The organism is Chryseobacterium gallinarum, from assembly GCF_001021975.1.
GTDB classification, from domain to species: domain Bacteria; phylum Bacteroidota; class Bacteroidia; order Flavobacteriales; family Weeksellaceae; genus Chryseobacterium; species Chryseobacterium gallinarum.
Map to the genome: position 1 here is coordinate 3,463,525 of NZ_CP009928.1, position 16,202 is coordinate 3,479,726.

Here is a 16,202-nt window from a genome sequence, read left to right on the forward strand (position 1 = left end):
ATTACGGATAAAGTGATTGGCTTCCGTTGCTTACAATATTGCTTCCCAAACCTGAGAAAGATACTGAGAATTTGCTGGCATTAAAACTTAAAGAACCTGTTGGAGTACAAAGTCCTAAAGCATACTGGCATTTGCCGTAAGCACCTGAATTTTTAATAACTTTGCTTTCGCTTTTTGCTTTTCCCAAGCTGATATTACCCCAGTCGCTTACATCGGTATTGGATACGGTAGAACCCGAATAGTAAATGGTAATTTTATAACCGATCTCGCCTCTTTTAGAGCCCCACAGCCATTTGGCAGTCCACCATTGCTTATACCATTTGGAAGCTACTTTTGCTGCTGCGTCATTGGTTGTTTCCACCTGGCCTCTCGTATCCATCATGACCAGACCTCCAAAAATATTATCCCAGATAATCCCGGTGCTATTGTAGAAACAAAGTGTTGTGAATTTTCCATTTTTGCCGTTCCATGTTACTTCCAGGACATTCGTACCGGTTTTAATCTCTTCTGACATCATTTCTTTAAGTCCTTTTTGAGCAGTAATGAGATCCTCCCCGGTATATAAATCTCCAATTTTCCCGATTTTTACAGAAGAAGGGTCCATAATATTTCCTATGGCAATAAACTGGTCCTGATCAGAAATCAAGCTCTGTGAAAGCTCAATACCTTTTGTGGTGGAAAGCTGTCCCAGCACAGTGATTCCGGTGATCTGTAAATCATTCTTTAAATAATATTCAATATTTTTCTTTGATTCTTCCAGCTGAGATTGAACAACATCAGGAACTGCCTGGGAAGAGGGAGTGATCTCCTTTTTAAGATCTGCCATGGTTACTTTGTCCTGAAGTACTTCCTGTTGGGCAATGTCATTGTTTTCGTCCCGGCAGCTGCTAAGAGTTAATACAGACAATACAGCCAGTAATTTGAAAGTGGATACTAATTTTTTCATATTAAATAATTTAGGTTGTGTGGTAAATATAGTAAAATATTAAATAATTCTCATAGATTTGAATTAATTATTTGTTAATTAATAATTTCCGGTAGAATGATGATATTGACAACTAAGAGAATAATAGAACCACTTCAATGCTCGGTTTTGTTCCTTCCATTCTGTTAATCATTAAATTCTTAAAATTTGTTTAAAATTTAAGTTTACTGTAAATAAATGTATAATCTTTTGTAATTTTACAGCATGGAATTAAGCATTGGAGAAATGGCACTCATTGCCATCGCAATCGTTGTATTATTCGGACCGGATAAACTTCCTCAGATAGCACGTGACCTGGGGGCAGGTGTTAGGAAAATGCGTGGGGCAGTGGAAGATATCAAAACGGAGATTATGAAAGAAACAGATAACCCTGTTTCAGAAATCAAACGTGAAATTGAGAAAGTAAAAGATGCGGCCAAAGACTTCAATCCGGTGAATGATATTAAAAAAGATATTCTGACGGAACCTGTCTCATCTAATGAACCTCCAAAACCAAAACCTTCAGAGGACGAAACCTATGAAGGACCTGTAAGCAGATAATATGGAGGAAATTATTCAGGAAGATAAACAGGTATTCCTTTACCTTAACAATTTAGGAGACCCTTCTTTTGATCAGCTGTGGATGCTGATTTCTAGTACCTGGATCTGGGTGCCTCTTTATATCATATTTCTTTATTTTTTATACAAAAATTATCAGCTGAAATCCCTGGTTTTTATTCTTGTATTCCTTGCCCTTGGAGCTACGGTTTCAGATCAGCTGGCAAGTGTTTTCAAATATGGAGTGGCAAGACTCAGACCCTGCCACGATCCAAGCCTGGAGCCCTATATGAGAATTGTAAAATGTGGCGGTTCGTATGGATTTTATTCTGCTCATGCCTCCAATACCTTCTTTTTAGCTTCTTTTTTGAGTATTTTGCTGAAAAATAAGCTGAAATGGTTTCCATATGTTATATTTGTATGGGCTTTAATAGTTTCTTATAGCCGTATATATTTAGGAGTGCATTTCCCGATAGATATTTTGGTGGGGGCGTTTGTTGGATCTTTATTGGGAGTGATATTCGGTGCACTCGCCAGAAAAGTGATCAACAAACAAAACATAACCTCATGAGAAAACTTTTATTACTTGTAGTTTCCATCAGCTTTACATCCGGCTTATATGCTCAGGATAAAAAGCAGGCCGAAGAATGCTTCAAAAAAGCAGATTATAAATGTGCTGAAGAGCAATACTCAAAATTGGCAGAGAAAGAGCAGATTCAAAAATTCCAGTCTGAATATTATAACAACCTGGGAACAGCCCAAAGAAGATTGGGAAAAACCACTCAGGCTTTCAAATCGTATGAATCAGCGTTAAAAACAAATCCGATGTCGGCTCCCGTTTATGCCAATCTCGCATCATTACACAGCCAGAAAGGAAATAAAGTAAAAGCACTGGAATATATTGAAAAAGGACTTCAGGTAGACGATAAAAATCCGGATTTATACCTCACTCGTTCCAAAATCTACGACAGCCAGGGAAAAAAGGAACAGGCCATGCAGGATCTTAACCAGATTCTGACTTTTGCTCCGGATAATATTTTTGCTAAAACCGGACTGGCAAATCTGAAGAAAAATAACGGAGACCTCAATGGTGCCTTAAAAGATTATAATACATTGATAGCCGAAAAACCGGAATCACTATTATACAACGGAAGAGCCGATGTTTATTTTAAAATGAAAAAATATAAAGAAGCGCTCTCAGATGTGAATAAAGCTGTTTCTATTGATCCTAAATTCGCCCAATCCTACGTTACCAAAGCATTAATATTATTGGATACAGCCAAACCTAAAGAAGCCTGTGAAAATCTGGATAAAGCTGTAAACCTGGGATATGAAAAAGCAATACTGGCAGAATATTATACTAAATGTACAAAGAAATAAAATTTTAATTTCTCTGAATCCATATAAATGGCCTAACAAGGCCATTTTTTAGTGTTTAATCATTATGGTAAGGTTTTCCCTGAAGGATCTGATCGGCTCTGTACAATTGCTCTACAATGAATAACCGGATCATCTGATGGGTGAAAGTCATTTTAGATAATGACATTTTTTCGTTGGCCCTGTTATACATCTCTTCTGAAAAACCATAGGCTCCACCAATCAGAATATGTACTTTTTTCACAGAAGAACTCATCCAGGTATCTATTTTTTGAGAAAACTCCCGGCTGGTCAGTTGCTTTCCTTTTTCATCAAGCATTACAACAAGATCATTTTTGTCAATATGATGTAAAAACAATTTTGCTTCCTCTTTTTTAAGAAGATCGGGAGACAGGTTTTTAGCATTTTTAACATCAGGAATTTCTGTAATTTCAAAATTCCAGTGTTTGGGTAAACGGTTAAGGTAATAATGGATTAAAGACGTGATTTCCTTATCGTCTGTTTTGCCGATACAAAGTAAACTGATTCGCATTGATAAAAGTTTCAGAGGCAAAGATAGGGCTTTTTAAGCTGACGGTAAAGTTGGAAAAGGGAAATGCTTGCATTGTTTAATGTCATCTTATACCAACTGATATTAAATAAATCTGTAATTTTTAAAGAATATTTTCTTTTTCATATATGATATGGTCATTAGCATGCAAAGTAATAAGCAGATCTTACATAATTAATGAAGATTGACCAATCTTACCCGGTTATAAGGATATAGAAAATGATTATATTTGTAGGGAAAGACCTGCAATGTAGCTGAAAAGAAAATGGCTTTCAGAGAATCAGTCTTTCGTTAATTGTGAAATTATTACAATAGATGAATATTAAAGTTCCCAGATTTATACTGAAAATTCAAGAGTTTTTTGATCATATCCATATTCCTGTTTTGGGAATATCACTTTGGCAGATGTTTCAGATTTATATCTCCGGAATTTTTAAGAATAAAATCGGCAGAAAGGCAGCTGCCATTTCCTGGAGCTTTACCATGAGTTTATTTCCTTTTATCCTGTTCCTGCTTTCCGTTTTGCCTTATTTGCCGCTTTATGATAAGCTTGAGTTTTATATTTTTAATGTTTTGATGCATAATGTTTTTCCATCCAATATGGAAAATGATGTGAGAGGCTATATAGAAAACAATATTATTCCCAATATGAAAGGGATTAGTAACCTGACCATTATACTGGCTTTGATTTTCGCTACAAACGGTACATTTTCTCTGATTAATGGATTTAATGAAAATTCGGATGAGAAGCTCAGTGATGTTAAAGAATTTATCCTTTCTTTTTTCATTACAATAGGCTTTATAACCATTGTGTTTTTAGCACTTTTCGGGGTGTATTATGCAGAGGTTGTCATCAAGCCCTTCACCCCGTCTTATGAAATTTCATGGCTTGTAGATAATCTTTCCAGTATTATCGGATTTGTTTCTTTTCCACTGTTTTACTTTATACTGCTGACTTTATTTTACTGGTTGGGAACAGTAAAAATTGCCAGGTTCAGACAGGCTGTTCCAGGCGCGATTCTTACAACAATACTGTTTGTAGTGACCACATACTTCTTTGCGATTTATGTAAAAAATATTGCCCGGTACAACGTTCTGTATGGTTCTATCGGAACAATGATCCTGCTTATGGTTTGGGTGAATGTGAACGTATACCTGCTCTTATTCGGTAATGAATTAAATATGGCCATCAGAAAGCTGAGGATCGAAAAATTATTATCTGACGAAATCAAAAAAGAAGCAGCTCACTATCATACCCCCATCACAGAGCCCGACTTTGAAAGTGGTGAAGAGCACAGAAGAATGCAGGAAAACCGAAAGAAGGATTAGTCTTCCTCCGGTTCCATGTTTCCTTTCGAGCTTATGCTTAAAATGATAAATCCTAAAATGGCAGCTATAAAAGATGCGATTAAAATAGCAAACTTCGCTTCATCCTGGATCAGAATTTCATCTTTAAAAGAGAGCAGGGCAATAAAAATAGACATGGTGAATCCGATTCCGGCCAAAAGCCCTACACCAATCATTTGAAGCCAATTGCTGTTTTGTGGTAAAGAACTAAGCTTTAATTTAATTGCGATTAAAGAGAATGCATTGATTCCGATCAGTTTTCCCAATATCAGACCACAAATAATTCCCAATCCCAATGTACTGGTAATGCCGGAAACCATATCACTTGAAAAAGTAATATTGGTATTGGTAAGGGCAAATACAGGCATGATCATAAAGCTTACCGGAATATGAAGCTGATGTTCCAGTTTTTCCAGAGGGGAAATTTCTACATTCGATGCATTGGTCGGAATGGAGAAAGCAAGCAATACACCTGCTATTGTTGCATGAATTCCGGAGTGATGAAGGAAATACCATAAAAATAAGCCCGGAATGATATAAAATATAGTTTTGGTTACTTTTAAAAAGTTTAAAATAAACAACAGGGCAGTTACCCCAAAAGACAGCAGCAGATAGGTCCAGTGAATCTGTTCCGTATAGAAAATAGCAATAACAAGAATGGCTCCTAAATCGTCTACAATAGCTAAAGCAGCCAGAAATATTTTGATCGAATTAGGGATTTTTTTACCCAGCATAGAGATAATGGCCAATGAGAAAGCGATATCCGTTGCCATAGGAATTCCCCAGCCATTGCTGTATTCCGTCCCGGAGTTGAAAATACTGAAAATAACAGCAGGAACAAGCATGCCTCCTACAGCAGCGAAAATGGGTAGGGAAGCATTCTTAAAAGAAGACAATTCACCTTCTACCAGTTCTCTTTTGATTTCAAGACCTACCAGAAGAAAGAATACAGCCATCAGCCCATCGTTGATCCAGATGCTGACAGGATATTCCAGCCCAAACAGATGGGTTCCTACCTCCTGATCTAAAAAGTGCTGAAAATTCTCAGCTAAAGAGGAATTGGCAATGAGTAATGAAATAAGCACACAGAAAATAAGGATAATTCCTGAAGCCTGACTGTTGTTGAAAAATTTTTTAAAATAAAGAGATAAATTCATGTTTAAGATTGTAATCGTCTCACTCTCGAAACGCCATTAATGCTTTTAAGTTTTTTGAAGGTTTCTTCCAGCTGACCTTTGTTTTTTACTTCCAGATTGATGTTTCCGGTGAAAACGCCATTGTTGGATTCAATGGACATGCTTTTCATATCCATTCCCATGCTTCCACTGATCACAGTGGTAATATCATTGATCATTCCCATCCTGTCAAGCCCTTCAATTTCAATTTTTACTCTGTTTTTGAAGCTTTCGGCGTTTACCCATTTGGCAGGAATGACACGGTAATCATATTGTGCCCTGAGGTTAATGGCATTCGGACAATTGTCACTGTGCACCTTAATACCATCAGAAATGGTGATAAATCCGAAGATTTTATCGCCGGGAATTACAGTACAGCATTTTGCATAGCTGTAGTTCAGTTTTTCTTCGTCCTTTCCAAAGACGATCATATCCAGATTCTGCTCTTTCGGTTCTTCAAAGTGCAGATTTTTTGATGGAGATTTTCTGAACCGGGAAAGTAAATTATTAAATACGTTTTTACTTTCTATATATTTTCTCAGGCTGCTGGCATCCAGTTCATTACTCTGGAATTTAAGAAACAGCTCCTGGGAAGATTTCAGATTAAAAAATTTCTGAAGCTTATTGACTTCATCATCATTGAAATTGATCTTGGCATGGCGTAATTTTCTCTGAAGGATTTCTTTTCCTTCTTCCACCAATTGGTTTTTCTGAGAATTCAGATAACTTTTAATCTTTGACTTGGCCTTAGAAGTAACAACAAATTCCAGCCAGTCGGATTTGGGTTTCTGGTTTTGGGAGGAAAGAATATCCACCTGATCCCCGTTTTGAAGAACATAGGAGATAGGAACCAGTTTTCCATTGATCTTGGCACCTAAACATTTCATCCCCAGGTCAGAATGGACGGCAAATGCAAAATCCAAAGCTGTAGCATTGGTAGGAAGAATTTTAATTTCTCCTTTAGGGGTAAAAACAAATACTTCCTTAGAATAAAGATTAAGCTTAATATTGTCCAATAGTTCGGAAGTGGAAAGATTTTGCTGCTGCTCAAGAACCTCACGGATTTCTGTTACCCATTTTTCAAAATTCCGGTCATCAGAGCTTTGTTTGTAACCCTCTTTGTATTTATAGTGAGCAGCCACCCCTTTTTCGGCAATTTCGTCCATTCGTTCAGAACGGATCTGTACCTCAATCCATTTTTTATCGGGTCCTAATACCGTCAGATGCAAACTCTCATATCCTGTGGAACGCGGCTGAGTGATCCAGTCACGCATTCTTGAAGGGTTGCTGTGGTATACATCAGTAACAATGGAATATATTTTCCAGGCCAGGAATTTTTCATTTTTAGCATCAGATTTATAAATAATTCTGATCGCATAGTTGTCAAAAACCTCTTCAAAAGAAACGCCCTGTTTCAGCATTTTTCTGTAAATGGAAGAAATAGCTTTTGCACGGCCCTTGATTTTAAAATTTAATCCTTCTTCCCGAAGCCTTTCCGATACTTCTTTGGTAAATTCCTGGATATATCGTTCCCTGCTTTCTTTGGCCAGTTCCAGTTTTTCGGTGATCTCATGATATACTTCAGGGTTGTTATACTTTAATGAAAGATCTTCCAGCTCAGATTTAATATTATATAATCCGAGGCGGTGTGCCATAGGAGCATAGATATAGACCGTTTCTGAAGCAATTTTTTTCTGCTTGTCCGGTGCCATGCTCTCCAGGGTTCTCATATTGTGAAGGCGGTCTGCTATTTTAATCAGAATCACCCTGAAATCTTCAGACAGCGTCAATAGTAATTTTCTGTAGTTTTCAGATTGTACAGAAATATTCTGATGATTCATGATGGAGATTTTGGTCAGCCCATTCACGATATTGGCAATCTTTTCTCCAAAGATTTTTTTGAGATCCTCATAAGTGTAATCCGAATCTTCAATCACATCATGCAGCAGTGCACAGGCTATGGAAGTAGCTCCCAAACCGATTTCTGTGGCTACAATTTTTGCAACCGCAATAGGATGGTAAATGTATGGCTCTCCGGTTTTCCTCCTTTGATCCTTGTGGGCATCCAATGCAATATCGAATGCCTTTCGGATGAGTTTGTTATTTTCCTCATCCAAAGTCCTGTATGTATTTGAAATCAGATCCTTATATCTGGCAAGGATCTCCTTATTCTCTTGTTCTAAGTCGTAACTCATTTGTGCAGATGCCTATATTTGAACGAAAATACGAAATTTTTTACTCTTTTCAAACACAAAAAATCCGCAGAATATCTCTACGGACTTTCGGTTATTAGATTCTATACCTTTAAAATTTCACTTCAGAATTCATTCCGTCACTGGACGTTTTAATTTTAATGTCAGGACTGTTGTGAATTTCTGCTCTGTTTCTTGCATCAATATATTTTTTAATAGTGTCGTAATTCGCCTGGTCAATGCTCATATTTTCAAATAAATAGGTTTTGAGAACCCCATTCTGAGTGAAAGCGTTCCGGGCAGTTTCTACCTGGTTGCTATCCTTTACAGAAACACTTGCAAGGTATTGATTACTGTGGTTTCCACTATTAATATATATAATGTAATCTGAATTTTGGAATCCTGAATTTTCAAGATCATCTTCTAGCTTTTTGTAATCGCTGTGATGCTCAAATAGCCCAGCTAATATATTTGACATAATTGTGGGTTTAAAGTTGTTATTAAAGTTAATAATAATTCCTTAATGTTTCAAATTTATTTTAATAAAATTCACTTATTAATGTTTTATCTATAATATAATGAATTATTATTTGTGAATGTCTATTGAACAGGTGTTTAATTGTAAAGACCATGCAATGTGATTCATGAATCAAATAATGATAGAAAGTGGTACAAGTTGAAAGAAGCAAAAAAAAGAACAAAGTTGATACTTGTTTAGGATAATCAAAACTTCATAGAAAAGGCCGCTTCTTATACAGAAACGGCCTTGGAATACATTGGATTTCAAACTAAATTCTTTCGTTTTTGATCTCCTCTACGATCTCAGGATTCAATAGTGTGCTGATATCCCCGAAATTACTGAAGTCTCCTTCTGCAATTTTTCTCAGAATCCTACGCATGATTTTCCCGGACCGTGTCTTGGGAAGCCCTGAAACAAACTGAATCTTATCCAGTTTGGCGATCGGGCCAATCTGGTCGGAGATTAATTGGTTAATTTCTTTTTTAAGGTTTTCCTTATCGCGGCTCTCTCCGGTTTCTTTAAGAGTTACGTAGCCATACAGGGCATTTCCTTTGATATCATGCGGATAACCTACAATAGCGGATTCTGCTACGGCAGGATGCTGATTGATACTGTCTTCGATAGGGGCGGTACCCAGGTTGTGCCCGGAAACAATGATTACATCATCTACGCGGCCTGTAATTCTGTAATAACCTACTTCATCCCGTAACGCCCCGTCACCTGTAAAATATTTTCCTGGGAATGCTGTAAAATAGGTTTCCTTATATCTTTGATGATCTCCCCAGATGGTTCTTGCAATTCCCGGCCATGGAAAACGGATACAAAGGTTTCCCGTTACCTGGTTCCCGGTGATCTCATTGCGTTTGTCATCCATTAAAACAGGTTGAATTCCCGGTAACGGAAGGGTAGCATAGGTAGGTTTTGTAGGGGTAACGAAAGGAAGAGGGGAAATCATAATTCCTCCTGTTTCGGTTTGCCACCATGTATCTACAATCGGACATTTTTTCTTTCCGACATGGTCGTTGAACCAGTGCCAGGCTTCATCATTGATTGGTTCACCCACAGATCCGATGACCTTTAGGGTGCTCAGGTCATGTTTGTCTACCCATTCTGTGCTTTCTTTTGCCAAAGAACGGATGGCAGTAGGGGCGGTATAAAACTGGGTGATCTTATGTTTTTCAATAACTTCCCAGAAACGGTCCGGTTCCGGATAGGTGGGAACCCCCTCGAAAATCACTGTTGTAGCACCATTCAACAAGGGGCCGTAAAGGATGTAAGAGTGGCCGGTAATCCATCCGATATCGGCAGTACACCAGTAAATATCATTTTCTTTATAATTAAAAACATTTTTAAAAGTATAGGCGGTATATACCATGTAACCTGCACAGGTATGGAGCATTCCTTTAGGTTTACCGGTAGAACCTGAAGTATACAGGATGAAAAGAGGGTCTTCCGAATCCATGATCACAGTTACAAAATCAGGGGAGGCTTTTTCATAGAGATCAGCCATCCAGTAATCTCTGCCTTCTTTCATTTTGATTTCGTTGTGGGTTCTCTTTACCACCAATACTTTTTCAACAGTTGGGCTTTTTTCAAGAGCTTCATCAACAATGCTTTTCAGATCCAGTACTTTGTTTCCCCTGTAGCTTCCATCTGACGTGATAACCATTTTGGCTTCACAGTCATTGACTCTTGAAGAAACGGCAGAAGCGGAAAATCCTGCAAAAATAACAGAATGTACAGCTCCCAGTTTGGCACAGGCCAGCATCGTGATTGCCAGCTCAGGGATCATGGGAAGATAGATGCAGACCCTGTCTCCTTTTTCGATTCCCATATCACGCAGAACATTAGCCGTTTTATTAACACGGGTATATAGTTCGTTGTAGGAAATATGTTGTGCTTCTTCTTTAGGATCATTCGGTTCCCAGATGATGGCTGTTTTGTCTCCTCTTACAGCAAGATGCCTGTCTATACAGTTTTTGGTAATATTAAGCTTGGCATTTTTAAACCATGTAATCTTAGCTTCGTTCATATCGTACTTAACAACCTTGCTCCACCTTTGGTACCATACAAAGTTCTGATCTGCTATTTTATCCCAGAACTTTTTAGGATTTTTGATAGATTTTTTATATTCTTCAAAATAATGTGGTAAATCTTCTATTAGGTAATTTCTCATATCCCTTTCGTTTTTTTGAAATTTGAATTTTTATTGATAAATAATATTGTCCGTATGTTTACCCGTTAACAGGGTGATGATTTTTTGTAACCTGAAAATTTAAACTGATACTTAAATATATGTTTAATTTGCGGTCTAAGCCTTATAATCCCTGATTTTTTCCTGAATTTCTTCAATGATTTTTTCATCATCAATTGTCGAGGGAATCTGGAAATCTTTTCCATCCAGTAAGGTTCTGATGAGCTTTCTTAAGATTTTGCCCGACCGGGTTTTGGGTAAGCGTTTGACAACCATTGCGTTTTTCAGGAAAGCTACGGCTCCTATTTTTTCGCGGACCATTTGGATGATATCTTTTTCAACCTGTTCCCCGGAAATTAAAGATCCGTTTTTTAAAACAATTACCGCAAAAGGAACCTGTCCTTTCAGATCATCATCTATTCCCACCACAGCACACTCTGCAACATCCGGGTGGGAAGAAACAATCTCTTCCATTTCGGAAGTGGAGAGCCTGTGCCCGGCTACATTGATTACGTCATCCACTCTTCCTGTGATGAAAATATATCCGTCCTCATCCTGTATAGCGCCGTCTCCGGAAAAATAATACCCTTTGTACTGGGACAGATAGCTGTTTTGAAAACGCTCATAATCTTTCCAGATTCCCAGCATGGCTCCCGGAGGAAGCGGAAGTTTGATAACCAGGTATCCTTCGTGGTGAGGGTCAAGCTCCAGACCATTTTCATCAAATATTTTAATGTCGTATCCGGGGATGGGCTTTCCGGCAGAGGCCCTTTTGATCTTGTATCGGTCATCGAAGGTCATTAATCCCAGCATTGGCCAGCCCGATTCCGTCTGCCACCAATGATCAATAGCGGGAACTCCTATGTGGCGGGCGAACCAATCCAACGTAGCAACATCACACCGTTCTCCTGCCAGAAACTGTTTTTTGAAGTGAGACAAATCATATTTTTTCACCAGTTCCCCATCAGGATCTTCCTTTTTAATTGCCCGGATAGCAGTAGGAGCTGTAAACATAACGGAAACCTTATATTCTGAAATAATTCTCCAGAAAGTGCCGGCGTCAGGAGTCATAACGGGTTTTCCTTCAAAGATAATCGTGGTGTTCCTGTTAATTAACGGACCATACACGGAAAAACTATGACCCACTGCCCAGCCAAAATCAGAGGCGGCCCAATATGTTTCACCCGGTTCAACCCCATAAATGTATTTCATGGAGAATTTTAATGCCGTGGCATAACCTCCGGTGTCCCGTACAATTCCTTTAGGCTTTCCTGTAGTTCCTGAAGTGTAAAGCAAATAAAGCGGGTGGGTAGATGCTACAGAAATACAATCAACAGGTTCGGACTTTTGAACGAGTTCTTCATAATCAATCAGGCCGTCGAACATTTCGTGTTGGTTTTCTGTCAGTTTTCTGTTGTAAACAACGATATGATCCACTTTATCCTGTGCCATCTCTATAGCTTTTTCAACAAGCGGTAAGTAAGGGATTCTTTTGGCGATCTCTACACCGGCGGTAGCTGTGATTAAAACTTTTGGTTTACAGTCGTCAATTCTTACTACCAGTTCATGAGGTGCAAAACCTCCAAACACTACATTATGAATAACCCCGATTCTTGCACAGGCCAGCATGGCGAAAAGGGTCTGCGGGATCATCGGCATATAGATAACGGCTGTATCTCCTTTCTGTAAGCCAAGAGAACTCAGCCCTCCTGCCAGTTTTGAAATTTCTTCCTGAGCTTCTCTGAAAGTATAAGTTTTTTTCTGGTGAGTAACAGGGGAATCATAAACAATAGCTGTCTGGTCTCCAAAACCATCTTCAATATGCCGGTCAATGCATAAATGGCACATATTGAGTTTCCCGTCGGAAAACCATTGCGGGTAATCATTTTTATCTTTTGAAAGAATAGTTTGAGGAAATTCAGACCATTTTATTTCCCTGGCCTGCTCTTTCCAGAATTCTTCTTTATCTTCTATACTTTGTTTAAATAAAATATCAGTATTCATATCAATAGTGTGTTTGGTATTTTTCTAAAACAATTCTTCAATCTGCTGTATCAGCTTTTTAATAGAATAGGGTTTTGTAACATACGCATTAGCTCCCATTTCAAGGCCCTTTTCAATGTCTTTCGGATTGTTTTTGGCGCTTAGGAAGATAACTTTGGTGTCTTTAAACTTTTCATCCTGCTTGATAATGTCCAGTGTGCTGTATCCGTCAAGATTAGGCATCATGATATCCAATAAAATGACATCCGGGACCATTGTTTTTAAAAAATCAAGAACTTCTGTTCCGTCCCGTGCGATATAAACATCATAGCCGTTCTTCTTAAAACTGTATTCCAGTGACATTAATATTTTGTGTTCATCATCTGCAATGATTATTTTTTTCATAAATGGGTTTTAATGGTGTTCAACTTCATTTTTAATCTCTTTTTTTATATTTTTTTCAGGAATATTGATTGTGAAGGTCACGCCGAGACCGCTGTTTTCTGCTTTTATATTTCCACCGTGGGCCTGTACGATCTTTTTGGAAATTGCCAGTCCGAGTCCGCTTCCTGTTGGCTTTAATATATTCTGATTTCTGGATTGATAAAATTTGTCAAAGATCATTTCCAGATCTTCTTCAGGGATATGTTTGCCTGTATTGAAAATAGAAATCATTAATTGATGGTCTTTTTCAAAAAGTTTGGTCTGTATCGTTCCCTGTTCGTCGGTAAATTTCAATGCATTTCCCCAGATGTTCTGAAACAGCTGGATCATTCTCGCTTCATCATATTCAAAAATAATCTGGTTCAAAAGGTTGACTTCACTTAAATGAATATTTTTTTGTTGTATCAGATGGAGGAGTGGATTTAATGCTTTTTTATAGGTTTCAATAATATTATTTTCCCGGATATGTAATGAGATTTCACCATGCTGAAGCTTATCCAGGTAGAGAATGTCATTGATGATTTCACTTAACCGGTCAGATTCTGTGATAATGTTATTTAAGAACTCCTGTCTGATTTCGGAAGGAATATCGTCGTCATCGGCTAAAATCTCTCCTGCAGAGCGGATGGCGGTAATCGGAGTCCTTAGTTCATGGGCTACGGAATCCAGGAAATCATCCTTTTGCCGGTCTTTGATAATCAGGTTTTCATTGGCAGTCCTTAGATCGTCGGATAATTTCTGCAGTTCTTCAGACTGTTCCGTAAGCTTTTTATTTAAGCTGATATTTTCTTTAGATTCCTCGAGAATGTTGAGGACTTCCTTCAAAGAGATTTTATCTTCTTTTGTTACGCCTTCTATCAGGATTTTGGCAGAGGCTGTTCCTATTCTTCCGGCCAGCAGGTTTTCAGAAAACTTAATAAACCTGGAATCAGCGGTTTCGGTGTTGGAGTCAATATTGTATTTTAAATTAAAAATTCTAAGGGCTTGTTCCGTTTTATTTTTACCTAGGAACCTTTCAAGGATATTCCTGATATCGGAAATATAGGCAGTTCCGCGCCAGATAAAGGCATTTTCATGATTTTGAATGTATTTGTCAATATCCACATACAGTTCGGCAAAATTTCTTTCCCGGTAATTTCCTTTGGTACTCACTGAAATAATGGTAAATAAACCTGTGTTTACCAGAACAGACCAGAAAAAGATCTGCGGGATTCTTCCTAAATAAGGAATGCTGAAGAATCCGAAAGCATCATACATTTCTCTCAGGGCTCCTTTGAATTCCTGGTTGTAAGAAAAATAATACTGGGGAATAATTAACCCGAAATAGCAGATCGCGAGACCGGCAGCCAATCCCGCAACGGCGCCCTTATAGCTTCCTCTTCTCCAGAACAAAGCTCCGAAGAAAGCAGGGGCCAACTGGGCAATTACTACAAAAGAAATAAGGCCCACAGAATCCAGGGATGTCTTCAGGATAAAGTATTTGTAAAAAACAAAAGCCATAATAATCAGGGCGAAAATGCTGAATTTCCTGATATTGGTAATACTTCTGGTATTTTGCTCTTCGTTTTCAGATTTTAATTTTCCCAGCAGTCCATATGGGATGATGAGATTATTGGAAAGCATGATAGATAGTGTAATAGCAGAGATAATGATCATGGAAATACATGAGCTTAATCCTCCAAGGAAAACCAGAACGGTAATCAAAGTGTTGTCAAAATGCTGAGGAATTAAAATGGAGTAGAACTCGGGATTGACCTTCTGTCCATCGAAAATTAATCTTCCACCCCAGGCAATCGGGAATATAAATATAGTGAAAATTAAAAGATAAAGCGGAAAAAACCATATGGCTGTTTTGATATGCTTTTCCTGTCTGTTCTCAACAATAGCAGTGTGAAATTGTCTCGGAAGGATACAAATGGCTGTAGCGGAAATCATACATAAAACCATCCAGTTCATAGCACCTTCAATTCCATTGAATGTATTTTTTTCTTTAAAATCTTTAAATTGGCTGGCCTGGTGGTAGATATCCGAAAAGCCGTCGAACACATAATAGATTACGAAAAGCCCAAGTATAATAATAAAGAAAAGCTTTAAAAAACTTTCCAGAGCAATAGCGGAGATAATTCCCAGGCGCTTTTCTGAAGCATCTACATACCGGGTTCCGTAATAAGAAGAGAATAGCGCGATGAGGACGACCACGAATGTCGCATTGTCTGTTAATATATCTTTTGACATTGCTGTCTCTGTCACCAGATGGAAAGTTTCGGAAATCGCTTTGATCTGAAGCCCGATATATGGAACAATGGCAAGGAGACAGACTATAGTAATGATGGCGCTGAGACTCCTGCTGTTTCCGTAGCGTAAAGCAATGAAATCGGCCAGACTGCTTATTTTATTGACCCTGGAAATCCTGATGATTCTGGTGTTGATATAGATCCAGGCAGGAATGATCATAATAGGTCCGATGTAGATTGGCAGGTAGTTCAGTCCGCTTGTTGCCGCTACACCGATGCTGCCGTAATACGTCCAGGCGGTGCAATACACAGCCAGAGATAATGCATAAATATAGGGATTGTTGATCCAGAGCTTGCTTCTTTTCTTCTCTGCCAGATGGGCAACTAAGAACAGGAGGGCGAGATAAAACAACACCACAAAAAATAATGCAAAACTATTCATCATACCTTTTTACGATTACAAAAGAAATCACAATGGAAATCATCCAGACTACAAACAGGTAGATCAGTATCATAGGATACCCCAGCACCTCTCTCTCGCTGTTGAAAAGCAGTGATATGGGAATGCTGAAAGCAATCATTAACCCAATACTCAGGATGATCAGTTTTTGTTCGTGTCTTTTTTTCATACATGATAGCTGGCAAAAGATAATTGATGAATGCA

At 38.2% G+C, this 16,202-nt stretch carries 14 protein-coding genes; 4 read left to right on the forward strand and 10 right to left on the reverse strand.

All coding sequences use genetic code 11. The features are described from left to right. Position 1: 1 nt before the first annotated feature. Positions 2 to 946: a hypothetical protein gene (locus OK18_RS15575; RefSeq protein WP_053328595.1), complete on the reverse strand. Its 945-nt coding sequence runs from the start codon at positions 944 to 946 to the stop codon at positions 2 to 4. A 243-nt stretch (positions 947 to 1,189) separates the two neighbouring features. Between OK18_RS15575 and OK18_RS15580 the strand changes: the two genes are divergently transcribed. From OK18_RS15580 to OK18_RS15590, 3 genes are read left to right on the forward strand one after another with little or no spacing between them, the layout of a single operon-like run. After that, positions 1,190 to 1,525 carry a Sec-independent protein translocase subunit TatA/TatB gene (locus tag OK18_RS15580; protein WP_050021326.1) on the forward strand — a complete coding sequence of 112 codons (336 nt, stop codon included), beginning with the start codon at positions 1,190 to 1,192 and terminating at the stop codon, positions 1,523 to 1,525. Position 1,526: 1 nt separating this feature from the next. Then, positions 1,527 to 2,093: a phosphatase PAP2 family protein gene (locus OK18_RS15585; RefSeq protein WP_050021325.1), complete on the forward strand. Its 567-nt coding sequence runs from the start codon at positions 1,527 to 1,529 to the stop codon at positions 2,091 to 2,093. Then, complete coding sequence (locus OK18_RS15590; RefSeq protein WP_053328596.1) at positions 2,090 to 2,902, forward strand: tetratricopeptide repeat protein; 813 nt, start codon at positions 2,090 to 2,092, stop codon at positions 2,900 to 2,902. The genes OK18_RS15585 and OK18_RS15590 overlap by 4 nt, the downstream gene beginning before the upstream one ends. Before the next feature lie 55 nt (positions 2,903 to 2,957). On the opposite strand, the gene OK18_RS15595 is transcribed toward OK18_RS15590, so the two are convergent. Next, positions 2,958 to 3,431 carry a 23S rRNA (pseudouridine(1915)-N(3))-methyltransferase RlmH gene (locus OK18_RS15595; RefSeq protein ID WP_053328597.1) on the reverse strand — a complete coding sequence of 158 codons (474 nt, stop codon included), beginning with the start codon at positions 3,429 to 3,431 and terminating at the stop codon, positions 2,958 to 2,960. Positions 3,432 to 3,764: 333 nt separating this feature from the next. On the opposite strand from OK18_RS15595, the gene OK18_RS15600 reads away from it, so the two are divergent. Beyond that, positions 3,765 to 4,778 (forward strand): YihY/virulence factor BrkB family protein, encoded by a 1,014-nt coding sequence (locus OK18_RS15600; RefSeq protein ID WP_053328598.1) that lies wholly within the window; start codon positions 3,765 to 3,767, stop codon positions 4,776 to 4,778. Here the strand turns inward: OK18_RS15600 and nhaA are convergent. The 8 genes from nhaA to OK18_RS15640 all read right to left on the reverse strand — a co-directional run bounded on the left by nhaA (position 4,775) and on the right by OK18_RS15640 (position 16,167). Next, positions 4,775 to 5,953 (reverse strand): Na+/H+ antiporter NhaA, encoded by a 1,179-nt coding sequence (nhaA, locus tag OK18_RS15605; protein ID WP_053328599.1) that lies wholly within the window; start codon positions 5,951 to 5,953, stop codon positions 4,775 to 4,777. The genes OK18_RS15600 and nhaA overlap by 4 nt on opposite strands. A gap of 2 nt (positions 5,954 to 5,955) precedes the next feature. Further along, positions 5,956 to 8,166, reverse strand: a complete 2,211-nt coding sequence (locus tag OK18_RS15610; RefSeq protein WP_053328600.1) for a RelA/SpoT family protein — start codon at positions 8,164 to 8,166, stop codon at positions 5,956 to 5,958. Between the two features lie 109 nt (positions 8,167 to 8,275). Beyond that, a complete protein-coding gene (locus OK18_RS15615) occupies positions 8,276 to 8,641 on the reverse strand; it encodes a hypothetical protein (protein ID WP_053328601.1) in 366 nt (121 codons plus the stop codon). 310 nt (positions 8,642 to 8,951) lie between these two features. Next, positions 8,952 to 10,859, reverse strand: a complete 1,908-nt coding sequence (gene acs, locus OK18_RS15620; protein WP_050021322.1) for an acetate--CoA ligase — start codon at positions 10,857 to 10,859, stop codon at positions 8,952 to 8,954. A 135-nt stretch (positions 10,860 to 10,994) separates the two neighbouring features. After that, a complete protein-coding gene (locus OK18_RS15625; RefSeq protein WP_053328602.1) occupies positions 10,995 to 12,881 on the reverse strand; it encodes an AMP-binding protein in 1,887 nt (628 codons plus the stop codon). A 24-nt stretch (positions 12,882 to 12,905) separates the two neighbouring features. Then, entirely contained in the window at positions 12,906 to 13,265 is a 360-nt protein-coding gene (locus OK18_RS15630) for a response regulator transcription factor (RefSeq protein ID WP_050021320.1), read from the reverse strand. 9 nt (positions 13,266 to 13,274) lie between these two features. Next, on the reverse strand, positions 13,275 to 15,980 hold the full coding sequence (locus tag OK18_RS15635) for an ATP-binding protein (RefSeq protein WP_053328603.1): 2,706 nt from the start codon (positions 15,978 to 15,980) through the stop codon (positions 13,275 to 13,277). Beyond that, positions 15,973 to 16,167, reverse strand: coding sequence for a hypothetical protein (locus OK18_RS15640; protein ID WP_053328604.1), 195 nt, complete (start codon positions 16,165 to 16,167; stop codon positions 15,973 to 15,975). The genes OK18_RS15635 and OK18_RS15640 overlap by 8 nt, the downstream gene beginning before the upstream one ends. Positions 16,168 to 16,202 lie beyond the last annotated feature (35 nt).

Bases quoted from the DNA above. Each gene is read 5' to 3' on its own strand.
- OK18_RS15610 (WP_053328600.1), bottom strand. From the start codon at position 8,166: ATGAGTTACGACTTAGAACAAGAGAATAAGGAGATCCTTGCCAGATAT.
- OK18_RS15590 (WP_053328596.1), top strand. From the start codon at position 2,090: ATGAGAAAACTTTTATTACTTGTAGTTTCCATCAGCTTTACATCCGGC.
- OK18_RS15635 (WP_053328603.1), bottom strand. From the start codon at position 15,980: ATGAATAGTTTTGCATTATTTTTTGTGGTGTTGTTTTATCTCGCCCTC.
- OK18_RS15615 (WP_053328601.1), bottom strand. From the start codon at position 8,641: ATGTCAAATATATTAGCTGGGCTATTTGAGCATCACAGCGATTACAAA.
- OK18_RS15630 (WP_050021320.1), bottom strand. From the start codon at position 13,265: ATGAAAAAAATAATCATTGCAGATGATGAACACAAAATATTAATGTCA.
- OK18_RS15640 (WP_053328604.1), bottom strand. From the start codon at position 16,167: ATGAAAAAAAGACACGAACAAAAACTGATCATCCTGAGTATTGGGTTA.
- nhaA (WP_053328599.1), bottom strand. From the start codon at position 5,953: ATGAATTTATCTCTTTATTTTAAAAAATTTTTCAACAACAGTCAGGCT.
- OK18_RS15575 (WP_053328595.1), bottom strand. From the start codon at position 946: ATGAAAAAATTAGTATCCACTTTCAAATTACTGGCTGTATTGTCTGTA.
- OK18_RS15600 (WP_053328598.1), top strand. From the start codon at position 3,765: ATGAATATTAAAGTTCCCAGATTTATACTGAAAATTCAAGAGTTTTTT.
- OK18_RS15625 (WP_053328602.1), bottom strand. From the start codon at position 12,881: ATGAATACTGATATTTTATTTAAACAAAGTATAGAAGATAAAGAAGAA.
- OK18_RS15595 (WP_053328597.1), bottom strand. From the start codon at position 3,431: ATGCGAATCAGTTTACTTTGTATCGGCAAAACAGACGATAAGGAAATC.
- OK18_RS15585 (WP_050021325.1), top strand. From the start codon at position 1,527: ATGGAGGAAATTATTCAGGAAGATAAACAGGTATTCCTTTACCTTAAC.
- acs (WP_050021322.1), bottom strand. From the start codon at position 10,859: ATGAGAAATTACCTAATAGAAGATTTACCACATTATTTTGAAGAATAT.
- OK18_RS15580 (WP_050021326.1), top strand. From the start codon at position 1,190: ATGGAATTAAGCATTGGAGAAATGGCACTCATTGCCATCGCAATCGTT.